Annotated in this window: 18 protein-coding genes; 13 read left to right on the top strand and 5 right to left on the bottom strand. The window is 40.5% G+C overall.

Features of this window, described 5'->3' with window-relative positions:
* The first annotated feature begins 153 nt into the window (after nt 1–153).
* Together FY557_RS02560 and FY557_RS02555 are read left to right on the top strand one after the other, a co-directional pair.
* A complete protein-coding gene (locus FY557_RS02560) occupies nt 154–717 on the top strand; it encodes a DUF4256 domain-containing protein (protein WP_228451688.1) in 564 nt (187 codons plus the stop codon).
* A 112-nt stretch (nt 718–829) separates the two neighbouring features.
* Nucleotides 830–1,333, top strand: coding sequence for a hypothetical protein (locus FY557_RS02555; protein ID WP_149245726.1), 504 nt, complete (start codon nt 830–832; stop codon nt 1,331–1,333).
* A 66-nt stretch (nt 1,334–1,399) separates the two neighbouring features.
* On the opposite strand, the gene FY557_RS02550 is transcribed toward FY557_RS02555, so the two are convergent.
* Nucleotides 1,400–2,431, bottom strand: coding sequence for a threonine aldolase family protein (locus FY557_RS02550; protein WP_149245725.1), 1,032 nt, complete (start codon nt 2,429–2,431; stop codon nt 1,400–1,402).
* 85 nt (nt 2,432–2,516) lie between these two features.
* On the opposite strand from FY557_RS02550, the gene FY557_RS02545 reads away from it, so the two are divergent.
* Nucleotides 2,517–3,170 (top strand): metal-dependent transcriptional regulator, encoded by a 654-nt coding sequence (locus FY557_RS02545; RefSeq protein WP_149245724.1) that lies wholly within the window; start codon nt 2,517–2,519, stop codon nt 3,168–3,170.
* A 211-nt stretch (nt 3,171–3,381) separates the two neighbouring features.
* On the opposite strand, the gene FY557_RS02540 is transcribed toward FY557_RS02545, so the two are convergent.
* From FY557_RS02540 to FY557_RS02525, 4 genes are all read right to left on the bottom strand, one after another.
* Nucleotides 3,382–4,560, bottom strand: a complete 1,179-nt coding sequence (locus FY557_RS02540) for an aminotransferase class V-fold PLP-dependent enzyme (RefSeq protein ID WP_149245723.1) — start codon at nt 4,558–4,560, stop codon at nt 3,382–3,384.
* Between the two features lie 365 nt (nt 4,561–4,925).
* Nucleotides 4,926–6,065 carry a hypothetical protein gene (locus FY557_RS02535; protein WP_149245722.1) on the bottom strand — a complete coding sequence of 380 codons (1,140 nt, stop codon included), beginning with the start codon at nt 6,063–6,065 and terminating at the stop codon, nt 4,926–4,928.
* Nucleotides 6,066–6,076: 11 nt separating this feature from the next.
* Nucleotides 6,077–6,991, bottom strand: coding sequence for a TssN family type VI secretion system protein (locus tag FY557_RS02530; RefSeq protein WP_149245721.1), 915 nt, complete (start codon nt 6,989–6,991; stop codon nt 6,077–6,079).
* A 54-nt stretch (nt 6,992–7,045) separates the two neighbouring features.
* On the bottom strand, nt 7,046–7,963 hold the full coding sequence (locus FY557_RS02525) for a type VI secretion system baseplate subunit TssG (protein WP_228451676.1): 918 nt from the start codon (nt 7,961–7,963) through the stop codon (nt 7,046–7,048).
* A gap of 331 nt (nt 7,964–8,294) precedes the next feature.
* Between FY557_RS02525 and FY557_RS02520 the strand changes: the two genes are divergently transcribed.
* The 10 genes from FY557_RS02520 (at nt 8,295) to FY557_RS02475 (ending at nt 18,709) form a co-directional block, all read left to right on the top strand.
* Nucleotides 8,295–9,086, top strand: coding sequence for a S1/P1 nuclease (locus FY557_RS02520; RefSeq protein ID WP_149245719.1), 792 nt, complete (start codon nt 8,295–8,297; stop codon nt 9,084–9,086).
* A gap of 166 nt (nt 9,087–9,252) precedes the next feature.
* Nucleotides 9,253–9,504: a hypothetical protein gene (locus FY557_RS02515; RefSeq protein ID WP_149245718.1), complete on the top strand. Its 252-nt coding sequence runs from the start codon at nt 9,253–9,255 to the stop codon at nt 9,502–9,504.
* A 219-nt stretch (nt 9,505–9,723) separates the two neighbouring features.
* Nucleotides 9,724–10,590, top strand: a complete 867-nt coding sequence (locus FY557_RS02510) for an RNA polymerase sigma factor RpoD/SigA (protein WP_027385416.1) — start codon at nt 9,724–9,726, stop codon at nt 10,588–10,590.
* A 599-nt stretch (nt 10,591–11,189) separates the two neighbouring features.
* Nucleotides 11,190–12,437, top strand: coding sequence for a hypothetical protein (locus tag FY557_RS02505; protein ID WP_149245717.1), 1,248 nt, complete (start codon nt 11,190–11,192; stop codon nt 12,435–12,437).
* Nucleotides 12,438–12,921: 484 nt separating this feature from the next.
* Nucleotides 12,922–14,136, top strand: coding sequence for a hypothetical protein (locus FY557_RS02500; protein WP_149245716.1), 1,215 nt, complete (start codon nt 12,922–12,924; stop codon nt 14,134–14,136).
* Entirely contained in the window at nt 14,136–14,936 is an 801-nt protein-coding gene (locus FY557_RS02495) for an alpha-ketoglutarate-dependent dioxygenase AlkB (protein ID WP_149245715.1), read from the top strand. The genes FY557_RS02500 and FY557_RS02495 overlap by 1 nt, the downstream gene beginning before the upstream one ends.
* 452 nt (nt 14,937–15,388) lie before the next feature.
* On the top strand, nt 15,389–15,544 hold the full coding sequence (locus FY557_RS20275) for a hypothetical protein (RefSeq protein ID WP_228451675.1): 156 nt from the start codon (nt 15,389–15,391) through the stop codon (nt 15,542–15,544).
* Nucleotides 15,541–16,659, top strand: a complete 1,119-nt coding sequence (locus FY557_RS02485; RefSeq protein WP_149245713.1) for an FAD-dependent monooxygenase — start codon at nt 15,541–15,543, stop codon at nt 16,657–16,659. Before FY557_RS20275 ends, FY557_RS02485 begins: the two co-directional genes overlap by 4 nt.
* A gap of 149 nt (nt 16,660–16,808) precedes the next feature.
* On the top strand, nt 16,809–17,468 hold the full coding sequence (locus FY557_RS02480; protein WP_149245712.1) for a YggS family pyridoxal phosphate-dependent enzyme: 660 nt from the start codon (nt 16,809–16,811) through the stop codon (nt 17,466–17,468).
* A 56-nt stretch (nt 17,469–17,524) separates the two neighbouring features.
* Entirely contained in the window at nt 17,525–18,709 is a 1,185-nt protein-coding gene (locus FY557_RS02475) for a sigma-54-dependent transcriptional regulator (RefSeq protein ID WP_149245711.1), read from the top strand.
* The last annotated feature ends 24 nt before the right edge of the window (nt 18,710–18,733 follow it).

Raw genomic sequence — 18,733 nt, 5'->3', positions numbered from 1 at the left:
GGCTTTTTCAGGCGTCAGAATTAACCTAGAACCTTAGCTATCTGACTGATATTAAACGGCTTTAAAAGCCCTTAAATCAAGACTTCTTCTTCCATTCAAAATTAAGCTGTATTTTTTTATATTTATAACTTTTAGAATTTAAATCTGATAAAAATTAATATAAGCAAAAACAAATTAACCCAGGAACAAACGGATGAACTGTTAAAAGTCCTGAAAACAAGATTCGACAAAAACATGAACCGTCACGAAAATCTGCATTGGGATAAAATTCTGAAAAAACTGGAAGAAAATTCGGATAATCTCCGGTCTCTTTACGAAATGGAAAAAACCGAAGGCGAACCTGATATTATGGATTATGATGAAAATAAAAATGAATATCTCTTCTTTGACTGTTCGCCCGAAAGTCCAAAACGTCGGAGCCTTTGCTACGATTACCAGGCCTGGGAATCCAGAACAGCCAATAAACCGGAAAATAATGTTATGGATAAAGCTGCAGAAATGGGTATTGAACTTCTGTCTGAAGAACAATACAGAAAGCTGCAGGAAATGGGAAAATTCGACCACAAAACGTCAAGTTGGTTAAAAACGCCTCAGAATATCCGTGATCTGGGAGGAGCTCTCTTTGGTGACCGCCGTTACGATACGGTGTTCATCTACCACAACGGTGCCGATTCCTATTACGCAGCGCGGGGTTTCCGCGGCTATTTAAAAATTTAGAACCGGGACGATGATTCCTTGATAAATAAACTTATTCTCTGGTTAAATATTTTTTTCATGTAATATACAATTGTTATTTTAGCATCAGCAAAATTTGATAAATAATAAGGATATGAAAAAATTAATCTTGTTAAGCACGGTGTCTGCATTTCTGTTGAATTGCAATAAAAAACCCGAAGCTCCGGCTGCTGAGCCTGCTTCTGCCGATACCACGGCTGCCACGGATAAAGTTACGGATACTTTAAGCCCTAAGTCGTTCTGCTATATAGGCGTCACCGGAAAAGACACTGTTTTTGTAAGCATCGACGATAACCTCGGAACCCTTACCGGAAAAATGGCGAATAAAAACAATGAAAAAGACAGCAACAAAGGAGACCTGACAGGCTTCAAATCCGGAGATACACTGAAACTTACCTATACTTTTGCTTCCGAAGGCAAAAGCGGGAATAAAAACGACCTCTATTTTCTTCAGACCAAAGACGGCCTGAGCGAAGGAATCGGTGAAAGAGACGCAGAGACCGGCACCAAATATGCCGACGAAAAGAAAATAAAATACACCGGCGGCAGAACCCTGAAAACGGCAGACTGTACTACCGTTGCCAACGCTCTGAGATAAAAATAGGTGCAATAATACAATCTTTATTAGATTAACAAAAATGCAACCGTCCGCGGTTGCATTTTTTTATAATTCTTCTTTAATAATTTTTATAAAATCGTTTACCGGTTCATCTCCTGTATTCCAGGAAGTAATAAGGCGGATCGCAGAAAAACCGTCGTCTACCCTTTTCCACACATAAAATTCGAATTTTTCCGACAGTTTATCAATCAGTTCATGGCTCAGGATCGGGAAAATCTGGTTGGTATAGGTATCAGATAAGAACTCCACTCCCCTTTCCTTCATGGTATTTTTGATCTTCATCGCCTGCTGATTCGCGTGTTTTGCCAGATCAAAATACAGGTCGTTTTTCATCAGTTCCATAAACTGGATTCCTAACAGCCTGCCTTTGGCGAGCAAAGCACCTTTCTGTTTGATATTAAATGCGAAATCCTGCTGCAGCTCAGGATTATTGATCACAATGGCCTCCCCGATCAATGCCCCGTTTTTGGTTCCTCCCAGATAGAAAATATCGGTCAGTTCAGCAACTTTTTCCAGCGTCAGATCACTGATTTCCGAGGTAAGCCCATGCCCCAGCCTTGCGCCGTCCATAAACAGATAAAGACTATTTTTTTTACAGAATGCAGAGAGATCTTCCAGCTCCTGCAAAGTATAAACGGTTCCCAGTTCTGTAGAATTTGAGATATACACCAGCTTCGGCATCACCTGATGCGGAACATTGCGGTGGCTTTCCAGCACCGGAACGATATCTTCAGGAGTCAGTTTTCCATCCTCCTTTTCAATGTTCAGAATTTTATGGCCGGTCGCTTCAATTGCACCGGTTTCATTGTTTAATATATGCCCCGTCGATGCAGAAACCGCACACTGATACGGCCTTAGAACCGAAGAAATCACGATAAGATTGGCCTGGGTCCCTCCCGAAACAAAATAGATCTCGGAATCCGGGCTTTTCATCTTTTCCTTGATTAAAATTTTGGCCTCCCGGGAATATTCATCTTCTCCGTAACCGGCCTGCTGATTGAGGTTATTTTCTAATAGTGCCTGTAAAATGTCAGGATGACAACCTTCCGAATAGTCGTTTTTGAATGAGAATTTCATATGGTAAAATTAAAAAAAGTTAACCGAAACATCCTTATTTATTGGCAATAATTTGTTAGATTTGTCCTGAATAGTATCTAACATTTTGAAGACAACATTAACAGAAGAAAATTATCTGAAGGCTTTGTTTCACGTGGTGGACCATGAAGGAAAGGCAACGATTAACGAGCTGAGCAAATTTTTAAACGTAAAAATGCCGAGTGTTAACAACATGATGAAGAAGTTTGCCGAGAAAAACTGGGTGATCTACGAAACCTACAAGCCTCTGAAAGTAACGGATAAGGGACGCAGGGAAGCAGCATTGGTAGTAAGAAAGCACCGCCTGACAGAAATGTTTCTGGTAAAAAAAATGAATTTCGGCTGGGAAAATGTTCATGAAATTGCTGAGCAGCTGGAGCATGTACATTCTACCGTTTTCTTCGACAAAATGGATGAAATTCTCGACTATCCGAAATTCGACCCGCACGGGGAACCCATTCCGGATAAAGACGGCAATATCATCGCCCAGGATTTACAGAAACTAAGCCATTGTACTGTTGGAGAAACTGTTATTTTTACTTCGGTTACCCTTTCCGATGATGCTTTTTTAAATTATTTGACGGAAAGAAATTTACTGCTGAATAAAAAAATCAATATCCTCAAAATTGAAAGCTTCGACAAGTCAGTCACTATTGAAGTCGATGGAAAACAGGAAATCCTGAGCCGTAAAGCCACGGATAAAATACTGGTGAAGAAATAAGATTTGATCGTCAATGCACTTAAAGCCGCAAGATCATCTGTGAAATCTACAGGAGATCATCTTTGCATTCCTCTGATACTATGGTGAGATCCCTACGGGATGAAAAAACTTGCGCTTAAATCCAAATTGCTTACTCATCGAAAGGAACGGCAGACTGATAGTTGATGCTCTCGAAACTACCAGATCTTATTAAGCTTTTTTCATAATTAACCTACTCTAAGCTATCTTTCAGCATTTCTGAAACCTTCTCTATCTCCTCCATCGTATTGAAATAATGAGGTGACAGGCGTACAATCCCATTAATATTTTTGTTGGTAAAATCAATCAGTGCAGAATTTCTATAGGTTACTGAAAAGTACACGTGATTTTCTTTCAGGACCTTCTGGATCTTTTCCAGGTCGCCGTCGGGACCGGAAAAAGTAACAATGCTGCTGAGACGGTTTCCCCAGTCCCAAACACTGAAACCGCTGTCTCTCAGATTTTCCCTTAATTTCTGGGATAACCTTTGGTTATACTGCTCAATGACATCCATTCCGATATGGTTTGCATATCTTGCTGCCTGCTTTAAACCCAGCATGGAAGCGTACGACATCTCCCAATGCTCGAAGCGCTTAGCCGTTCTGCATAATTCATAATCATTGTATTCCGTCCAGTCTGCCCCTCTCATATCCAACAACAGCGGAGCATAGTCCTGTTCCAGGATCCGGTCTGAAACATAAAGAAATCCTGTTCCCCTCGGCCCGCGCAGAAACTTTCTTCCGGTGGCCGTAAGGAAATCACAGCTGATCTTTTCGACATCAACGACCATCTGCCCTACGGACTGGCAGGCATCCACCAGATATAAAATATTGTGTTCCCTACAGATTTTTCCTACTGCTTCCACATTCTGGATCAGCCCGGAATTGGTAGGAATATGGGTGACGGCAACGAGCTTCGGCTGGTACTCCCTGATCAGATGCTCCAGGTCTTCCAGATCCAGTTCGTTATCCGGCAGGTTCTTCATTCGAACAACCTTCACCCCTACTTTCTTCTGCAGGGAAATAAAAGTAATCTGGTTGGAAATATAATCGTCTGCCGTCGTAATGATGACATCGTCTGCTTTAAAAACAATACTCGACAGAGCCTTGGCATATGCCTCGGTGGCGCTGGTCGCAAAAGCCATATTGAATGGTTTGGCATTGATCAGTTTTGCAGTCTCATCATAAAATTCATCCAGTACATCTGCATTTACATTGGCCACGTAATAGCCTCCTGAGAGTTCTTCCAGCTTTAAATAATCAACGATTGCATCAGTTACTATATCCGGCATTAAAGAAGATCCGGCATTGTTAAGAAAAATTTTGCCGTCTTCCAGACCACGGGTATCCTGTTTTATTTTATCGATATTCATTGTCATTGTATTGAAACATAATGTTACGGATTTTTATCTTGATAAAATTTAAGAATGCTTTATTTTATCTGTTGCTTAAAAATTAAAGTTTTAGCACTATAGTCAACGTGAACTTTATTTTTAAATATGATCATGCAGATTTATCGTTATCTGCATGATCACTATAGTCTTATTCTAAAGCTTAATTTAGACTGGCGCTTATATAACAATTAGATTTAATTTTATTCAAGCATAAAAACTTTACGGAATCAATTCTTCGCACCTTAAAACATTATTCCTTAAAATTCTCTTTCGTCTTCGCGCTTTCCCAAAACAAAATCCCGGAAGTATAACTCCGGGATTTATATCTGGATAGGTTTTCTGAATTAATCAAGAACGCTCCAGCCTCTTTTCGGATTATTATTGTTGGATACTTCCTGTTCGTTGACAATAATGTTTTCTTTCCGCTGGCCGATGTAATCCAGTTCGCTCAGTTTGGCAAAGATCGTTTCCAGGCTTTTCAGCATCTGCTGGATGTCGATAAACGGTTCCCCGCAGTTATGGTGGTCGTAGTTCGTTTCGGCAACAATGGATAATTGGTTCAACAGCGTATGAGGAGCAATTTCGCTCCATTCCAGACTGTAGTTCAGCATTTCTTCGAGTTCAGCAGGAACCAGTACCTGCGTGGCATTGTACATGCGGAGCGCCAGTTTCGCAAACAACTCAATCAAAAATACCGGCGGCTGATATGGGGTAATATTCCGGAACTGGAAATACATGTCACCAAAGGTATTGATCATGGTGTTGCACAAAAACTTAACGTTCTGGGCCAAAGCTGTATTCTGGTTTTTATGGGAAGCTTTCTGAATAATCTTGAAAGCGTACTGCTGCAGGTTCCCGACGGATTTCGCAAAGATATTGTAATAATCCAGCAGTGCCGGGTGGCTCTGAATGGAAGTACACGGCGGAATGAAGTTGGAATCTACCTGCGCGATATTCCCTTTCAGGTCTACTTTTCCGATGATCAGGTAATTTCCTCCCGAATAGCTGCTGTTCAGCGAAGTTACCGGCAAGAGTTCCAGATGGTGGTTAGATTGGGTATTCGGGTGGCGCGGCGGAATTTCCTCCGGGTCAATATCTCCGAACGGCACCTTATCGAACGGATTTACAGAGATCAGGATGTAATATTCCCCATCGGCCTGTTCTTCGTTCATGGATTTCGCCAGTGATTTTACGCTCACTCTTCTGTCAATAAGCTCGATCCGGTAACCGGCCATGGTGACGGCACTACAGCGTTTGATTACGAGCTGGACATCGTTTGTGGCCGTATTATGGACATCGAAAATGGTCCGGTCGGTAAACTCACTGGAGATAGGCAAAAGCCCGTAATTATAATTCGTGATTCCTAATGAATTGGAATCCCTGATGGTATCGATTAAAAAATTATCTTGGTCGTTAAGATGTCTCTGGGAAACTTTCATCCCGTCAACCCAATTGATGGCAAAATGCTTAATAGGCTGTATCATATTCAATATTTTTAAACGGTGTGCGGCTGTGGTTTTCTGACTCCTTCTTCCTCGTGCTGAATGACTCTTTTACAGATCACCACATCATTTTCATGAATTCTGTTTTCGGTAATATCCTGTTCAAAATCAATATATTTCCTGAAGCTGAAAAAAGACTTTTTGGTATAGAAAATCCAGTAAAAAGGTTCCTGTGTCTCGTCGGTCAGATGGATCACTGAATTCGGATTCTTATGGTTATAATCGTCAACCACCCGGTAGAACCAGTCGCCGAAGGTTACCCCAGTAGGAAGAGTCTTGGCTTTTATTCTGAAACGGTTGGCTTCTTCAAGGTTTTTGCTCAGTTCAACATTTAAAACCATCAGCCGGTCGAAATCCGCGCCTTCAAAGTCCGGCAGCTTCTGGTCCGGTGAGTATCTCCAGGTTTTGTAGATATCCACGGGAATGCTGATCAGTTGTACATAACAGTAATGGAACACCAGGGGAACCATGAAAATAAAGATACTGGTCGCTGCCATTACGGGGTATCCGGTTCCTTTGCTCATCCAGTTAAAGATCAGGTAAAAAAGGTAGCCTCCGAAACCTATGCAGGTTAAAGTGAGGATGGATTCAAATAAAAAACTTTTTGTAGTGGACGTAAAGTGCTTTTTGAAATACCGGTCTGATAAATTGACGTGAATGATTCCTAAAATAAGGTAAACGATCTGTGCAATAAGATACCAATACGGGTTAAAGAGATTCCCTGTGAAGCCGAAGATTCCCGGAATGGCCAGGCATAAACTGCACAGCAGAAAGTAAATGATTATGGTTTTAATCTTTACAGCAGGCTTATTTCTCCTGATGGCTCCTAAAATTACCATCATAATCACTGCAAACAAAGGCATCATGATATACCTTAAAAAGATTCCTTTTACTGACGAAACTTCCATCTGATTTTCCGAATTAATATTTTTTCTTGGTAAATGTAAATATAGTTAAAATTTTCAAAGGAAAGTAGAGTATCCGAGCCTGTTTGCATTTCTTTCATCATCTTCCAGCGCAAAAGAATATTCTTTTTTCTCGGTAATGAATTGTTCCTCCACTTCAACGCTTACAGGCAGGAAATAATCGTACATGGCCTGCAAAACTTCCCTGAAGGGGCTTCCGTCTATATATTTCTCCATCTCCTGATACGGGATCGGCCCGATGTTTACCACCCAGTTCCGCTGGCCGTCCATATGCCTTCCACTTGGAATATAAGTTACACCCAGCCTTGAATTCCCCAGCAGCATGGAATTATCTTCCTTCTCTATCCGGTCAATCACATTCGGTGCGAAGGTAACTTTCACGGGAACCTGGAGAAAAGCGGTCATGCACCTTTCAAACCAGCTTTTATCGCCCCGGATCTGATGGAAAAACGGTAAGATATAGATAAAAATATAGGCATTTTGTATATCAAGCTTTCTGATCAGCGGCCATAATTCGCTCACGATATCCAGCAATGCACCGGTATCGCTGGAGATGTCAAAATCAAATTCCTTCAGCAAAGCATTGATTTCGGTAAAGAATATTTCCAGCTCAAAAGGCTTAAAAAATTTCCGGGCATCCTCCTCTACTTTTTTCTGCCTGCGGATTTCGCGGACAACGGTATCTACATTTTTACGCGAGGCCCCTAATGACGGCGGATGGAAAAGCCCTTCCGGAAGATAATCGTAAATCCCTTCTCGGTAAGTTTCGATGGTGAATACTTCTTCATCAAATCCCAGATAATCGCTTGAAATGCTTTTGATATCCTTCAGATAAGCCCGGTCGTTAATCCCGATCCGGTCGATAAAAATATTGCTTACCGCCCTGTGGTATTTTAAAAGATTTACTGCTACCGCTTCTGCTTTGAAATCGGTCTGCAGTTTATTGTAATGCATGTCTACAATATTATTCTCATACATGGTCCTTGCTGTGATTTTGACGTGTAAAAATAGTATATCTCAAATTATTGAAAAAATATTTCCCAATGAATTTTCTATTAAAAATAGTAAATATTTATGAGCAAAGGAAGAAAAAAAGAAAATAAGGTTGGGATAAAGGCTGAGTTTTGGGGTGAAGATAAAAAAGATCGGTATTTCGCGCTATCTTTACCTTTACCTTTGCCTGAGACTTAAATTAATATTTGATTAAATTTTCCCGCTCCTTTTTCTTGATTGATGGCAACCTTAAAATTAACCGTATCTTTGCCCCCTGAAAATGTTATTTACAATGAAAAGTATGTATTCTAAGATTCTGGTTCTGGCCTTCATGGCCTCTTCGCTGTATTCTTATGCGTGGGGACTTACGGGACACCGGATTATTGCAGAAATTGCAGAGCACCACCTTTCCGGAAAGGCAAGAAGGGAAATCAAAAAAATGATGGGAAGGGAACGCCTTGCGTATTGGGCCAATTGGCCGGATTTCATTAAATCCGATACCACCGGCGCCTGGAAGCAGGCTTCAGCCTGGCATTACGTGAACATCGATCCGCAGACGGATTTCAAAGTGTTTGAAGAAAAACTGAAGGCACAGGCCGGCCCAAGCCTATATACTCAGGCAAAAACCCTGTCCAGCCAGATCAAAGATCCGAAAACTCCGGAAAAAGACCGAAAGATCGCACTGATTTTCCTGATCCATATCATGGGCGACCTGGCTCAGCCGCTGCACGTGGGAAGAGCAGAAGATCTGGGCGGAAATAAAATCAATGTGACGTACTTCGGGGAAAAAACCAACCTGCATTCGGTGTGGGACGGAAAACTTGTAGATTCCCAGAAATACAGCTATACGGAATATGCTAACCTTCTGGACATCAAAACCGACGAGGAAGTAAAGCATATCCAGACCGGAACGCTGGAAGACTGGTTATATGACTCCCATAAAATTGCCAACAAGATCTACGCCCAGACGCCGAATGATTCTAAACTGGCTTACGATTACCAGTATAAATTCAACGATACGATGGAAAGACAGCTTCTTTACGGAGGACTGAGACTGGCAAAATGGCTGAATGATCTTTTTTAAAAGTGAATGGCCAATAATGAATAGTGAATTTGCTGTTAAATGATATAAGGCGGGGCTTCGGTTCCGCTTTTTTTAATGGTCAATAGTCAATGGTGAATTTGATGCTGATTAAGTGATAAATAAAGATTAAAAAACCGGAGTTTATTAAAATCAGTAACTTACTATAATGAAAGGGATTAAAATTCCTCTCCCCGGAGGGGTGGCGAAAATTCTAAAAGAATTTTTGACGGGGGTGGTTTTTAGAAGGGTGAGTTTTGCAATGCAGATGAGCGATCAATGGTCAATTTGCCTCTCATTACATCACGAAAATTCACCATTCACCGGTGAAGCCGAATTCATGACTGACCTGAACTTCCCGGCTAAAGCAGAATCAAAACACCACTGCCCTAGCCCCGATTGCAGTGTAAATCCTTTTTGAAAAAAAAGATTGCAACGGAAAGCGGGAAACAGCTCCTAAAAGAATGACTTCCTGTTAGGTTTCTCCCTCTAAGACGGGCATTCTGTACCGTGAGAGGCATAATTTACAACTAATTTCCGGAAATAAGTTTAATTCAATAAAAAATTTCTGCAACTACTGTAACCTTTCTGATGTTTCATACGTATAATATATAGAAACTCTTTTTTGAGGATAAAATAGATGAGACAATTAAAAATCACTAAGCAGGTAACCAACAGGGAAACTGCTTCATTAGACAAGTATTTGCAGGAAATTGGTAAAGTGGAACTTATTACTGCGGACGAAGAGGTAGATCTGGCACAAAGGATCCGTGCGGGCGACAGAGCAGCACTGGAAAAGCTAATCAAAGCCAACCTTCGTTTCGTGGTATCCGTATCCAAGCAGTACCAAAATCAGGGTCTTTCTTTACCCGATTTGATCAATGAGGGGAATTTAGGACTTATGAAGGCGGCAAAAAGGTATGATGAAACTAGAGGTTTCAAATTTATCTCTTATGCGGTTTGGTGGATCCGTCAGTCGATCTTACAGGCTTTGGCAGAACAGTCGAGAATTGTAAGGTTACCGCTGAACAAAATCGGTTCCATCAACAAGATCAACAAAGCGTACGCGCACCTTGAGCAGGAAAACGAAAGACCACCTTCCCCGGAAGAGCTGGCTGAAGTTCTCGATATGAGTGAAGAAGACATCAAGGAATCAATGAAAAACTCCGGAAGACACCTGTCGATGGATGCGCCTTTGGTAGAAGGTGAAGATTCCAATCTTTACGACGTATTGCGTTCAGGAGAATCTCCGAGCCCTGATAAAGATTTGATGCTGGAATCCCTTCAGATCGAAATCGAAAGAGCTTTGAATACCCTGACGCCAAGAGAAGCGGATCTGGTAAGACTGTATTTCGGACTGAACGGGAAACACCCGATGACGCTGGAAGAAATCGGTGAAACTTTCGACCTTACAAGAGAACGTGTTCGTCAGATCAAAGAAAAAGCGATTAAGAGATTGAAACACAACACCAGAAGTAAGATTCTGAAATCTTATTTAGGGAAGTAAATTTTTAACGGAATATATAGGCGGAGCTTGATTTTCAGGCTCCGTTTTTTTTATTTTTGTTTATGGACGAAATCTATTTTAATCGGAAAATTTTTCCTGACTTTTATTTTCGGAAATACGTTTGTTTACTTTTTAAATAAAAATAATCATAACCGTTTTCAATTTTATCAAAGATAAAAAATATGATGTCATTAGGAATGTGAAAACTGAAATTGAAGTATATTCAAAATTAGGAGCAAAAATAAGTTGTTTTAAGGCGGTATTGTTTTTCTTGATAATGAAATTTTATTGTTCCTTTCAACAGGTTGATTATCCAATTACTAAAAGCCAGGAAAACTTCCCGGGTGTTTTTTTATAAATATTCATATAATTTAAAGCAAAAAGTAAAAGAAAGGCTTGAAATAAAAAATTTCAATGGCAGCATTGAAGTATATCTTAATTTCAAAAATACCGGTCTTAAGAAAGATATTTAGCAACGGTCTGTTTCGATTTCTTTTTCAACAGCATAAACTTAACAGATAATTAACCGGAACGCAATCCAGTTCATTAAGGAATCCAATAGCTTCGCATCCAATTCAAAACAGTGTAAACTATTAATTATGATTCAGAAAAAATTCCTTGGATGGATGCTTTTGTGTACTCTGGCCGGCATCGGGTGCCAGAACAATGCCCTAACATCAACAGAAGAAGAACCGTATTTAAAAGACAATACCGGCAGAGCATCTGTAGATACAAGCGTAAGTGTTAATGCTTATGTAGATACCAGCAACTATATCAATTCCGGTTTCAGTTTTTTAAATCCGTCACAGATCAATAAAAACCGCCAGGCCATTGGCGGAAGCGCTTATACGGAAGTTTACGGATTCAATATTCCTGAAGAAAACAGGGTAAGAGGCATCCGCTGGAATACCGATGATGAAACAACACCGCTCTGGAGACCGCAGGGAATTGCAGGATTCAGCAAAGATGGTGTACGCTATCTTCTGGTAAGCTGGTATGCCAAAAATGAAGCTGCATACAAAGGATCGCGAATTACCCTGATCGACATCAGTCCGGGTTCAGCTACTTATCTTACCTATCGCCATATTCTGCTGGTGCAGCCCGATATTCCGGCAACCCCGACAGGTTACTTACAATACGGTTCATACGCCCCGCTAAACGTGCATGCCGGTGGGATGGCCTATTTTAAAGGTAAAATCTATATCAGCAGTACGAATTTAGGGGTCCGTGTATTTGATCTGGATAAAATCATTGAAGTAAGCACAGGCGATACAACCAATGACAAATGCGGTAAAGATTCCAACGGTAATTCATTCGCTTTCAATTACCGGTATATCCTGCCTCAGACGGGCTATCAGAAAATCAACAATGCCAATCCTTTTTCCACAATTCAAGTCAATGATGAAGGAACCCAGTTTTGGACCGGACAATATTATTCAGGTAGCGCTGATGCTTCCATCGTTCCTAAAGTCTTCGGATTTCCTGTTGATGCCAACGGAACACTTCAGAATAGCGGAATTGTATCGGTAGCACCGAAAAACAGCCTTTTTACCGATAACCATGCGCATGGAATACAGGGCGTATTCAGAAAAGGAACCCGGACCTGGCTTTCCTGTACCGGATCCCCGAGCAATTCTTACGGATCCAATGCAAGACTGGCCCGTTATACCGATGGCGCTGACGATACAGTACGTTTCCGCTGGCCCTACGGAGCGGAATCGCTCTACCACGAATCCCAGTATAATTACCTGTGGAGTCTTACGGAATTTGAGCCCAACGCAGGCGCACAGAATGGAAGCCAGGTGAACCGGTGTATATTTGCCGTTGATTTTTCCAAGTATGAATAGAAAAGTTGAGTTTGAATTGATGTCAACCTGAAGCAGAATCAGATTTATAGGCTGGAAGAGTATGCTGGAAGTTTTTGAAGTTCACATTGACATCCGAAATAAAGAAGAGATGGTTTCCGGACCGTCTCTTTTATTTTTTTGTCAGTACTCAACAGTAAGACTTATATTAAACAAATTAATGCAGGATCATTCGCAATATTAACGCAAAGTTTTATAAGCATTCTGCATATTTTTAAGACAGCCAAGTAAAGCGGCAAAGCCGCTGATTAAGCGGACGGATTATACATACGCTTCATCAGATCAGCTTGCTGATCCCTTCTTTGCTTCCTCTCACTATGTATGAGGAATAACAAGCTTTGCGTAAAAAAATAAATTGATTGTCTTGAATTTTTTTACTGCTTTCCAGACCAGATTAATAATTTTGATAAAAAAGAAGTTATTCAAATATTAAAATTTTAAACTATCTTCAGTGCATTATAAGAAAATGAATAACTATTCAGTGGAAAATAAAATATCAAAAGAAAAAAACGTTCTTGTCGTTTTAAATAATCAGGAAATCAACGCAGAGCTCCAGTATATTATTGAAAATTTCTGCGGAACTATAGTTCGTGAATTAGTCCCCGGACTTGATCACAAAAAAATATACATCTGCGGAGATTTAATTGACCTTCGGGAAAACAGCTATTTCATGCATGTCATCAGTGAATTTTCAGTGAATTACGAAAACATCCGTGAAGAAAAATATGAAACGGTAAGTATCGGAGCGGTTCCTGTGATCGTCAGCAATGCAGGAGTCTATTTCCGAAAGCTTTTTCATGAAGGAAATATTTTTGAAAAGGTAAAATCCGAACATCATTTTCAGGAACTTACCGAATCTAACAAAGAAGCAAAAGCATTAAGGAAAGGCATCTACCTTAGTAAAGTGACCAAAGAATCTGATGAAGAAGAAATACTACACTTTAATCTTCTGCGGTGCTCCAGTAATCTGACAGGCCCAACCGATAATTTCAGAGAAACAGACTGCAAAATTATCGCTCTGCTGAATCAATGTGCAGAGGAAACTTTTGAATACAAAACCGATCTGAACCATGCTTTGGTGCAGATCTATGAAAATAGGAAGAAAACACCGGATACTGAAAAGGAATCCAAAGCCAAGATTAAAGCCCACTCCGACAAAACGAAGGATATGCCGAAAGAAGGGCTGATCGCTTTCTGTACTTTTTATGACAATTCCAATTCCAAGCATTTGAAGCCATCGGAAACGGACCGGTTTGACGTTTGCTATAAGCAGACCAGTGCACTGACAAGACTTCATTTCAGACTCAAGAAAACTGTTGAAGACCAATCCCTGGAAAAAGCATTTACGGTGACTTTATATCCGGATTCCGCATTCATTATTCCGTTATCTACCAACAGGCTGTACACGCATGAGATCCGCCCTTCTATTCTGGGGGTCGATCAGATTCCGATAAGGATGGGTTATGTGGTCCGCTGTTCAAATCTTGAAGCGATTTACAAGGATAACCATACTTACATCAGAGAAAATGATGAGTGCATTAAACTGGAGCAAATGACACCAGAAATGCAGGCAGAGTTGCGGAATTCATATTATGAGGAAAACATGACGGCAAATATGGTGGAATACAGGAAAACGCATTTCAGCATGAATCTGGGCGATTATGAAAAACCTTTGCTGTAATGAATGTTTACGGGTTTTATAAAATAACACTGCCGGCAGAGCAGAATTTATTTGAAAGTCTGATGAACTCCGCTGACTTTGAAGCCACGGGAAAAGGCAGATTGGGAAATCATCTTGTAAAAGAAGATCATGGAAATATAGCGGTTGTAAGGACGACAACACGATACAGTATTCCCGCGAATTTATTTTCGGATGTTCATCATACGGTTATTGAACAGATCAACAAAATTATTTCAGCCGCAACTACAGCATTGCCGGAACAGGATTTTAACAACGCTTTGATCGAAGTATACGATCTCTCCTATTCCAAAATGGGATTTCATTCTGACCAGGCGCTCGACCTGGAAGATAATTCTTTTATTGCTTTGTTTTCTTGTTACGAAAACCCGGATATCCTGCAGGAAAATCAGGTAAGGAAACTGGTCTTAAAAAACAAAATTACAGAGGAAGAATCTGAAATTGTACTGGATCACCATTCTGTCGTTTTATTTTCAACAGAGACCAATAAAAAATTCCAGCATAAAATTATTCTGGGTTCAAAGCAGAGTCCTAAAGATTATCACGATAACAGATGGCTTGGGATGACTTTCAGAACTTCTAAAACTTTCATAAAATTTGAGGATACTCAACCTTATTTCCTGAACGGAAAATTACTGATTCTTGCTGATGAGGAGAAAGAAAAAGAATTTTTCCATCTGCGCAGCCAGGAAAACCGGTCTTTGGATTTTGTGTATCCTAAATTATCTTACACCATAAGTCCTGCTGATCTTCTGATCCCTGAAAACAAGAATAAACCATAAATACGACCATGAAAAAAACATTATTTACTATCCCTCTGTTTTTACTATTTTTTTCCTGCGGAGAAAACAGATCTGGAAATAAACCTTTGATTGAAAATGCGGTTGATGACACGGATTCATCTTTGAAAGGTTCATTTGAGAGCAGCCGGTATGATGATAATATAATTGATAAAATTTATTCCGAATTAATTAAAAATGACAAAAAATTATCTGCCCTCGACGATAAAATCCTAAAAATCCATCAAGAGGAATCAAAAGTTATTCAACAGTACGAAAATATTTTCATTAAATCCGATGTTTATTATCGTGATGCCAGAAGTCATAGCAGCAGCATAACGGATTCGCTTATGAAACATCAAATTGAAAATGAGATTAAATTAAGCGCTGAAAAATATAATTTAAAAATAAAGGATATTAAAAATTTGATTTCCCGGATTTCTAAAAATACGGAGATGATAAATAATCTATATACAGTATTCAAAATCAGGAAAACCCTTCCCGAAATTGAAAAATACCAGAATGCCCATCCGTTAAAGACAGACAGTCTGGAGCATTTTATCACGAAACAGAATCAATTGCTGAATACACTGAAAAATGCAGACTCATGAATCCTATTTCTATTATCGGTGCCGGAATCGGAGGTTTAACCCTTGCGAATATCCTGAAAAAACAAAACCTTGATTTTACCCTTTACGAATCTGCCCCGGAAATAAAACCGGTGGGCTCCGGAATTATGATGGCTATCAATGCCATGCAGATTTTTGATAAGCTCGGACTGAAAGAAAAGATCGAAGAAGCCGGGCATAAAATCCACAGTGTTTCTGTGACTGACCGGCACCTGAAGAATATCTCAACCACCCATGTTCTTGCCCTGGAAAAGAAATACAATTCCTGCAACGTCGCCATTCACCGGGCGGATCTTCAAAGAATTCTGGCTGAAAACATCGGTTTTGAAAAGATTAACCTGCAATATGCTCTGAAAGAAATCAGGAAAGAAGAAAATTACCGGCTCCGTTTTGAAAACGGAAGTGAAATTGAAAGCCGGATCGTTTTCGGGGCTGACGGGATCCATTCGAAAATCAGGGCCCATATATTGCAGACCGGGAAAATCCGGGATACAGGGCAGATCTGCTGGCGCGGGCTTGCAGAATTTGACCTGCCGGAACAATACAGCCGGGAAGCCGTAGAAATATGGGGCAAAGGAAAGCGTTTTGGCTTTGTAAAGATGACCGGCAAAAAAATATACTGGTATGCCGTTATCAATCAAGGATTGCATAAGCGTTACCAAAGCATTGCCGAAAACTTTCACGGCTTTCATCCGATGATTATTGATATGATTAACGCCACCCTACCGGAAAATATTATCCTGAATGCGCTTACCGATCTGGCTCCCATCCCGGAATGGTATGCGGACAACCTATGCCTGATCGGTGATGCCGCCCATGCCACAACGCCAAATCTCGGCCAGGGTGCCTGCCAGTCGATTGAAGATGCCTATGTCATGGGAAAATTGCTGGAGCGTACGGATGATTTTAACTATATTTTTAAAGAATTTCAGAAAATCAGAAGAAAAAAAGTTGATTATATAGTGGATACCAGCTGGAAAATCGGGCAGTTTTCCCAATGGGAAAGAGCAACGGCTCTACGGAATTTCCTCATGCGGATGGTTCCGGAACGTTTCAACCGGAAACTGGCAGAACGGATCGTAGAACTGGAAATGTAATATGTAATAGCTGGAAGAAGGAAGCTTTTCTGTTTATAATACAGGTATTAATTCTGACTTAAGATTCTTATAATTTTTATTCGCCCAATTATTTATTAAAATAAACAAGAACACTGAAATATTGGTTTAAAAACCCGAAATTTGCACCTATGAGCATTCAGGAAAATTACAACGATATTAAAAGTCAGCTCCCTTCCGGGGTACAGTTGGTTGCCGTTTCAAAAACCCACCCGGTTTCGGCCATTCAGGAAGTTTACGATCTGGGACAAAAGGTTTTTGGGGAAAATAAAGTTCAGGAAGTAACAGAGAAATACCCGCTCCTTCCGAAAGACATCCAATGGCACCTCATCGGGCATCTTCAGACCAATAAAGTAAAATATATTGCCGGATTCATAGACACCATCCAGAGTGTGGATTCTGAAAAGCTGATTCGTGAAATTGATAAAGAGGCAGGAAAAAACAGCCGTACGATCAATGTACTGCTCCAGGTGAAAATAGCCGCGGAAGAAAGCAAATTCGGACTGGAAATCAGCGAAGCAAAAGATCTGTTTGAACAATATCTTAGCGGAGAATTTCAGAATATCAAAATCACCGGATTAATGGGAATGGCAACTTTCACAGAAGATCAGGATCAGATAAAAAAGGAGTTTCTAACGTTGAAAAATCTTTTTGACGAATTAAATCAACTGAAAAAGCTGGAAACCCTATCCATGGGCATGAGTGATGACTTCCCGTTGGCGATCGAATGCGGGGCCAATTCCATCCGTGTCGGCTCGGCCATTTTCGGCAAAAGGGATTATTCCCAATAGTGGATTAGGTACGGTTTTTGCTAATAATTCAATCAAAAAAATCTAAATTTGCAACTATGCAAAAAATCCTTATTGTAGAAGACGAAAAAGCAATCTCAGGAGTACTCCAAAGTATCCTTTCTGACGAACTTACCGAATATGAATTTGTAATTGCCGAAGACGGACTTGAAGGTTATAAGCAGATCGAAAAAGAAGATTTCGCACTGGTTATTTCCGATATCAAAATGCCTAAGCTTTCCGGAACCGAACTTTTGAAACAGAGTTTGGCGCTAAAACCGGAATCCACCTTTATCATGATTTCAGGACACGCAGACATTGATTCTGCGGTTTCCTGCCTGAGAGAAGGGGCTTACGATTTCATATCCAAACCGATTGACATCAACCGACTGATTACCAGTGTAAAAAATGCTCTGGCCAAAGAAACGCTGAAGAAAGAAAACAAAAATCTTCAGACGGAAAATAAAACGCTGAAGAGAAAGGTAAACAAAAAGTACCAGATGATCGGTGAATCGGCAGGTCTCAAGAAGATCCAGGAGATGATCGAGAAAGTGGCCGTATCTGATGCAAGGGTTTTGATTACGGGACCAAACGGTGCCGGTAAAGAACTGGTAGCCCACGCCATCCACAACCAGAGCGACCGGGCAAGAGGTCCGATGGTGGAAGTAAACTGTGCTGCCATCCCTTCAGAACTTATAGAATCCGAATTGTTCGGGCACGTAAAGGGATCTTTTACGGGAGCAATTAAAGACAAGCAGGGAAAATTCGAACAGGCCAACGGCGGAACGATTTTCCTGGATGAGATCGGAGATATGAGCTTAATTGCCCAGGCCAAAGTTTTGAGAGCGCTTCAGGAAAGCAAAGTTTCTCCTGTGGGAAGCGATAAGGAAATAAAAGTTGACGTAAGGGTTCTTGCGGCAACCAATAAAAACATGCAGAAGGAAATTGAGGCCGGAAGGTTCAGAGAAGATCTTTACCACAGACTTTCCGTAATAGAAATTTATGTTCCGCCTTTGGATGAAAGAAAAGAAGACATCCGACTTCTGGTTGAGCATTTCTCCGGAATAATTGCCGATGAACACGGTACCGCTATGAAAAAGTTCGATGATAAGGCAATTGATGCCTTAAAAGCACTTTCATGGACAGGAAATATCAGAGAGCTGAGAAACGTTGTGGAAAGATTGATTATCTTAGGAGGAAACACCGTTTCTGCTGATGACGTTGCAAGTTTTGTAAGGAAATAATGTAATTATTACTTTAAATAAATT

The sequence above is a fragment of the Chryseobacterium sp. SN22 genome (assembly GCF_008329705.1).
Lineage (GTDB): Bacteria > Bacteroidota > Bacteroidia > Flavobacteriales > Weeksellaceae > Chryseobacterium.
This window is presented reverse-complemented; position numbering and strand designations above follow the sequence as displayed.

Coding starts and splice junctions, on each gene's coding strand:
- FY557_RS02505 (WP_149245717.1), top strand. CDS start 11,190: ATGATTCAGAAAAAATTCCTTGGATGGATGCTTTTGTGTACTCTGGCC.
- FY557_RS02475 (WP_149245711.1), top strand. CDS start 17,525: ATGCAAAAAATCCTTATTGTAGAAGACGAAAAAGCAATCTCAGGAGTA.
- FY557_RS02530 (WP_149245721.1), bottom strand. CDS start 6,991: ATGGAAGTTTCGTCAGTAAAAGGAATCTTTTTAAGGTATATCATGATG.
- FY557_RS02515 (WP_149245718.1), top strand. CDS start 9,253: ATGAAAGGGATTAAAATTCCTCTCCCCGGAGGGGTGGCGAAAATTCTA.
- FY557_RS02485 (WP_149245713.1), top strand. CDS start 15,541: ATGAATCCTATTTCTATTATCGGTGCCGGAATCGGAGGTTTAACCCTT.
- FY557_RS02480 (WP_149245712.1), top strand. CDS start 16,809: ATGAGCATTCAGGAAAATTACAACGATATTAAAAGTCAGCTCCCTTCC.
- FY557_RS02540 (WP_149245723.1), bottom strand. CDS start 4,560: ATGAATATCGATAAAATAAAACAGGATACCCGTGGTCTGGAAGACGGC.
- FY557_RS02510 (WP_027385416.1), top strand. CDS start 9,724: ATGAGACAATTAAAAATCACTAAGCAGGTAACCAACAGGGAAACTGCT.
- FY557_RS02550 (WP_149245725.1), bottom strand. CDS start 2,431: ATGAAATTCTCATTCAAAAACGACTATTCGGAAGGTTGTCATCCTGAC.
- FY557_RS02535 (WP_149245722.1), bottom strand. CDS start 6,065: ATGATACAGCCTATTAAGCATTTTGCCATCAATTGGGTTGACGGGATG.
- FY557_RS02500 (WP_149245716.1), top strand. CDS start 12,922: ATGAATAACTATTCAGTGGAAAATAAAATATCAAAAGAAAAAAACGTT.
- FY557_RS02555 (WP_149245726.1), top strand. CDS start 830: ATGAAAAAATTAATCTTGTTAAGCACGGTGTCTGCATTTCTGTTGAAT.
- FY557_RS02495 (WP_149245715.1), top strand. CDS start 14,136: ATGAATGTTTACGGGTTTTATAAAATAACACTGCCGGCAGAGCAGAAT.
- FY557_RS02525 (WP_228451676.1), bottom strand. CDS start 7,963: ATGCATTACAATAAACTGCAGACCGATTTCAAAGCAGAAGCGGTAGCA.
- FY557_RS02520 (WP_149245719.1), top strand. CDS start 8,295: ATGAAAAGTATGTATTCTAAGATTCTGGTTCTGGCCTTCATGGCCTCT.
- FY557_RS20275 (WP_228451675.1), top strand. CDS start 15,389: ATGATAAATAATCTATATACAGTATTCAAAATCAGGAAAACCCTTCCC.